The organism is Elusimicrobiota bacterium (assembly GCA_040757695.1).
GTDB lineage: Bacteria > Elusimicrobiota > UBA8919 > UBA8919 > UBA8919 > JBFLWK01.
In genome coordinates this window covers 1-4610 of sequence record JBFLWK010000126.1, presented here as the reverse complement: position 1 = coordinate 4610, position 4610 = coordinate 1, and the positions used below count along the sequence as shown (strand labels likewise).

Annotated in this window: 7 protein-coding genes; all 7 read left to right on the top strand. The window is 35.1% G+C overall.

Annotated elements, in window-relative coordinates:
* The first annotated feature begins 106 nt into the window (after window positions 1-106).
* The 7 genes from AB1349_12875 to AB1349_12845 all read left to right on the top strand — a co-directional run bounded on the left by AB1349_12875 (window position 107) and on the right by AB1349_12845 (window position 4301).
* Entirely contained in the window at window positions 107-793 is a 687-nt protein-coding gene (locus AB1349_12875; GenBank protein ID MEW6558220.1) for a Crp/Fnr family transcriptional regulator, read from the top strand.
* Between the two features lie 30 nt (window positions 794-823).
* The gene (gene rbfA, locus AB1349_12870; protein MEW6558219.1) at window positions 824-1243 is read left to right on the top strand and encodes a 30S ribosome-binding factor RbfA; all 420 of its coding nucleotides are present in this window, start codon (window positions 824-826) and stop codon (window positions 1241-1243) included.
* The gene (locus AB1349_12865; GenBank protein ID MEW6558218.1) at window positions 1167-2174 is read left to right on the top strand and encodes a bifunctional oligoribonuclease/PAP phosphatase NrnA; all 1008 of its coding nucleotides are present in this window, start codon (window positions 1167-1169) and stop codon (window positions 2172-2174) included. Before rbfA ends, AB1349_12865 begins: the two co-directional genes overlap by 77 nt.
* Before the next feature lie 21 nt (window positions 2175-2195).
* Window positions 2196-2888, top strand: a complete 693-nt coding sequence (truB, locus tag AB1349_12860; protein ID MEW6558217.1) for a tRNA pseudouridine(55) synthase TruB — start codon at window positions 2196-2198, stop codon at window positions 2886-2888.
* Window positions 2889-2902: 14 nt separating this feature from the next.
* Entirely contained in the window at window positions 2903-3760 is an 858-nt protein-coding gene (locus AB1349_12855) for a bifunctional riboflavin kinase/FAD synthetase (GenBank protein ID MEW6558216.1), read from the top strand.
* A gap of 65 nt (window positions 3761-3825) precedes the next feature.
* Window positions 3826-4080 carry a type II toxin-antitoxin system HicB family antitoxin gene (locus tag AB1349_12850; protein ID MEW6558215.1) on the top strand — a complete coding sequence of 85 codons (255 nt, stop codon included), beginning with the start codon at window positions 3826-3828 and terminating at the stop codon, window positions 4078-4080.
* The gene (locus tag AB1349_12845) at window positions 4077-4301 is read left to right on the top strand and encodes a type II toxin-antitoxin system HicA family toxin (GenBank protein ID MEW6558214.1); all 225 of its coding nucleotides are present in this window, start codon (window positions 4077-4079) and stop codon (window positions 4299-4301) included. The genes AB1349_12850 and AB1349_12845 overlap by 4 nt, the downstream gene beginning before the upstream one ends.
* The last annotated feature ends 309 nt before the right edge of the window (window positions 4302-4610 follow it).

The window sequence follows — 4610 nt, the reverse complement described above, 5'->3', positions numbered from 1 at the left end:
TTATGAGGAAGTGTTATTGAAGAGCCGTGTGTGGGCAATCTGCAAGCACGGTTCTGCGAGGGGCACGACAGCCCGATAGGGCTGTCACCACAAGGAGGTTATAAAGATGTCTACTCAACAAAATTATTTCAAGAAGATTCCGTTGTTTTCACATTTTCCAGTTTCTGCACTAAAGAAAGTCAAAAAAATTTTTGAGGTAAAAAAATACCCGGCTGGTTCTATCATCTTTTCAGAAAATACAAAAGGCGATTCACTATACCTGATATTATCAGGACTTGTAAAAATATTCCGTTCATCTGCTACTGGCTCTGCCCAGAAAACACTCGCAATCCTCAAGGAAAATGAATTCTTTGGTGAGATGGCATTGTTCAATCAAGGTGGTCGATCGGCATCTGCAAAAGCAATCACAGAAGTTGAAGCAATTTCTTGTAAAAGAAACGATTTCCTAAATTTGCTTTCGGATTATCCGCAGACCTCTTTTGTAATAATCTCACTGCTTGCTGAACGCTTAAGGGAAGCCGATAAACAGATTTCTGCATTAACATTTCAGAATGCACTCGGCAGGACTGCTATAATTCTATGCGATTTAGCAGAAAAACACGGTGAAAAAAAATATGATGGTATTCATATCAATATAGAACTGACACATCAGGACCTTGCAGAATTAGCAGGAACCGCAAGAGAAGTTATAACAAAAATAATGTCTACATTCAAAAAATCGGGCTGTATAAAATTTGAAGACAAACGACTGGTACTAACCAATATAAAAAAAATAAAAGGCTGGATATATTAAAAAATGAGATTTTAGCAGAAAATTATTGATATGAGCGAATTAAGATGCGCCCGAATTTCAGAAATTCTGCGAGCAAAAATATCTGAAATTTTTATACGGTATCTGCAGGATAATATCGGATTTACTACAATCACTGAAGTAAAGGTTACGCCTGATTTACGAAATGCAACTGTTTATTACAGTGTGCTTGGAACCGACGACGAAAAGAAAAAAACTGCTGATACTTTAGAATCTGCCAGACAGTTCATAAACCACGAGATTGGTAAAAGTTTACATATTAAGTTCACACCGGTTGTAAGGTTTGAATACGATTCTACACCAGAACGGGCTGCCCGTGTGTTTGAACTTCTGAAACAGATTGAGGAGGAAAAAATTGAACATAAACATACACCAAAAATATCTAAAAAAACTTGCCGAACTAAAAAGCGTTCTAAAAAATCCAAAAAATAAAACTTTCTTTATCGCAGGACACCAAAGACCTGACGGCGATATAATCGGTGGAATGCTGGCATTGAGGTCTTTGCTTATCCGACTGAAAAAAAATGTCGGCGTTTTTAGTTGCGACCCTATTCCACTATTTCTGAAATTTCTGCCTGATTCAGAAAAAATAAACATCTCTAAAAAAGTAAAACAAAAATTTGATGTTGCGGTAATTTTGGAATGTTCTGAACTTACCCGACTCGGAAATATCATAATCCCGAGAAAACAATCAAAAATTACAATCAACATAGACCATCATGCTTATCAGCAAAACTGGGCGGATATAAACTGGATTGATTCTGAATCCGCTTCAATTTCAGAGATGCTTTTTTATATCTTTAAGTTTATGAACATACTAATAAAAAAAGAAGAGGCAGTTGCACTTTATACAGGTATCGTTACCGATACACATAATTTTATACAGGTCAATACCACACCTCAATCACATCTTGTAGCAGCTGAATTATTAGAACTTGGTGTTGAACCGCAAGAAATAGAAAAATATATTTACAAAACAAAATCGCTTAACATACTGCATCTGTTAGGTATCGCATTAAGCAGAATAAAAGTTGTTCCGTCTGGCAAAATTGCATATACAACGATTACAAATAAAGATTTTGGTATAACAAAAACTACCGCTGAAGATACGGAAGAAATAATAAATTATGCCGGTATGATTCCCAATGTGCTTGTCTGGATGGTTTTTAGAGAGACAGACAGAAAAAATTTTGTTAAAGTAAGTTTTCGGTCGGTTAAAGAAATTGATATGAATAAAATTGCCCAACAGTTTGGCGGTGGTGGTCACAAAAATGCTGCCGGCTGTACCATCAAAGGAAAAATGGAAAAGGTAATAAATACCATTTTGCCGGTTATAGAAAAATATCTGCGTAATCTCTGTTAAAAATCTGCATAATCTGCGTTTATGAAAAATGTTCTTTTAATTAACAAGCCGTCAGGCATTACTTCTTACGATGTAATAAGAATCCTCAAAAAGAAACTTCAGCCACGACCTAAAAAAACAGGACATACAGGCACACTTGACCCGTTAGCATCAGGGCTTCTTATTGTTTTGGTTGATGATGCAACAAAAGATGCTGAAAAATTTTTAGCGTTAGACAAACAATATCTTGTAAAAATGCAGCTTGGAGTTCAGACAGATACAGGTGATACAGATGGCAAAATTGTGAAAACCTGCACGGTACCGAAATTAACCAGAAAAAAAATTGAACGAGTGCTCAAAAAATTTGAAGGAAAAATAAAACAAATTCCACCGATGTATTCAGCAATAAAGTATAAAGGCAGAAAACTTTATGAGTACGCAAGAGCGGGGATAAAAATAAAAATCAAACCACGTGTTGTTGAAATAAAAAAAATAAAACTGCTCAAATATACAAAAGAAACCATTAAATTAAGAGTTGATTGTTCAAAAGGGACTTATATCAGAAAACTGGTTGAGGACATTGCCGAAAAACTTAACACCTGTGCGGTAGTCACTAAACTTGTTAGAACTAAAATCGGGAAATACTCTCTTAAAAAAGCAATTAATGTTATACCACAGAGAACGCAGAGTTTTAAGTTCTTAATTCTGTTTTTTTCTCTGTGCCCTCTGTGGTGAAAGGTTTTTATTTTATGACGACAGAAATTATTGCTATTGGAATGTTTGATGGTGTTCATCTCGGTCATCAACAGGTTCTTAAAACTGCTGTTAACTACGCCAAACAACATAAAATAAAAAGCGCTGTTCTGACTTTTGATTATATCCCGACGAAAAATCACGGTAATCTTACAACACTCAATGAAAAAGCAAAAATTATAAGATCGTTTGATATAGATAAAATTACGATTCTACAATTTGGCAAAATAAAAAATTTGACACCACAGCAGTTTATAGAAAATTATTTAAAAAATTGCTATGGTATCGTTGTTGGCTGCGATTTTAAATTTGGCAAAGACAGACAGGGTAACCTGCAAACACTAAAAAAATTCTGCAAAAATGTAATCAGTGTAAAACCGGTAAAGTACAGAAACAAAATCGTTTCCTCAACACTGGTTAAAAAAAAACTGATTTCAGGTAACATTGAACTATCTAATAATCTGCTTGGCAGAAATTATACATTTGAAGGAAAGGTTATAAAAGGTTCAGGCCTCGGGAAAAAACTCGGTTTCCCGACGGCAAACTTAACTGCCAAAAAAGAAAAAATCCTGCCTGAAGGAATTTTTATATCAAAAGTAAAAATTGGTAATAAAAAAAGGTGGGGATATCGGGCTATAACATACATCGGCAGAAAACCCACGCTTGGATTATCTACTAAAACAGTTGAGATTTATATCCTCGGTTTTAAGCAACAGTTATACAACAAAAAAATAGTTGTTGAGTTGCTTTCCAAAATCAGAGACGATAAAAAATTCCCATCTGTTAAAAAACTTGCAAAACAGATTGAAAATGACTTAAAAATTACACAGGGATATTTTGAAAAATACTATTAAACGAAAAAAAGTTCTTGACAAAACTTTTGATTTTATTTATACTTAAATAGTGGAGGTATGATATTATGTCAACCCAAAAAAAGAAAATTATGGAATTTACCGTTATTTTTGAGAAAGCAAGTGAAGGTGGTTATATCGCTACTGTTCCATCACTGCCAGGCTGTATGACACAAGGGGAAACATTTGAAGAAACAGAAAAAATGGCAGAAGATGCAATAAAATGTTATTGTGAAAGTTTGGTAAAGCACGGTGAACCCATACCGGATGAGACAGAAGAATATGTTGGAAAAATCTATGTGCCTATAATGGTCGAAAAATGAACCATCGTTTAGGTAGCATAAAACCGAAAGAATTTATTCATCGTCTGCAAAAAGCAGGTTTTTGGATAGACCATCAAAGAGGCAGTCATATTGTGATGATGAATAATGAAAAGCGTCGTATTGTAGTTCCATATCATATAAGAGAAATGAAACGTGGCTTATTATTTGGTTTGATAAAACAGGCAGGTTTAACAATAGAAGAATTCCAGAAATTAAAATAGTGTTTTAACCGTTCTTTGTTTTTTGTAGTATTTTTAACAGCATTTCCTTAAAGAGGAAAAAATCCTCTAACTCATGACTAAGGAATGACTGTCGCCTGAACGGGCGGTGGTCTTTCTCGGGTTTCGTCATGAGTTACCGGGGATTGATTGTCCGCCCTTTTTGTTTGGCGGAGCAAGGAGGGAAATTATGAGTGTGCCAAGAAAGTTCCTTAAATTCTTGTCGGTGGAAGTCCGAACTGGATAAAGGGTAGCGACCAGTCCAACACCAAATCCCACAGTTAATAAGGCAACGAACTAACTGATGCTGGG

Coding starts and splice junctions, on each gene's coding strand:
- truB (MEW6558217.1), top strand. CDS start 2,196: ATGAAAAATGTTCTTTTAATTAACAAGCCGTCAGGCATTACTTCTTAC.
- AB1349_12855 (MEW6558216.1), top strand. CDS start 2,903: ATGACGACAGAAATTATTGCTATTGGAATGTTTGATGGTGTTCATCTC.
- AB1349_12845 (MEW6558214.1), top strand. CDS start 4,077: ATGAACCATCGTTTAGGTAGCATAAAACCGAAAGAATTTATTCATCGT.
- AB1349_12875 (MEW6558220.1), top strand. CDS start 107: ATGTCTACTCAACAAAATTATTTCAAGAAGATTCCGTTGTTTTCACAT.
- rbfA (MEW6558219.1), top strand. CDS start 824: ATGAGCGAATTAAGATGCGCCCGAATTTCAGAAATTCTGCGAGCAAAA.
- AB1349_12850 (MEW6558215.1), top strand. CDS start 3,826: ATGTCAACCCAAAAAAAGAAAATTATGGAATTTACCGTTATTTTTGAG.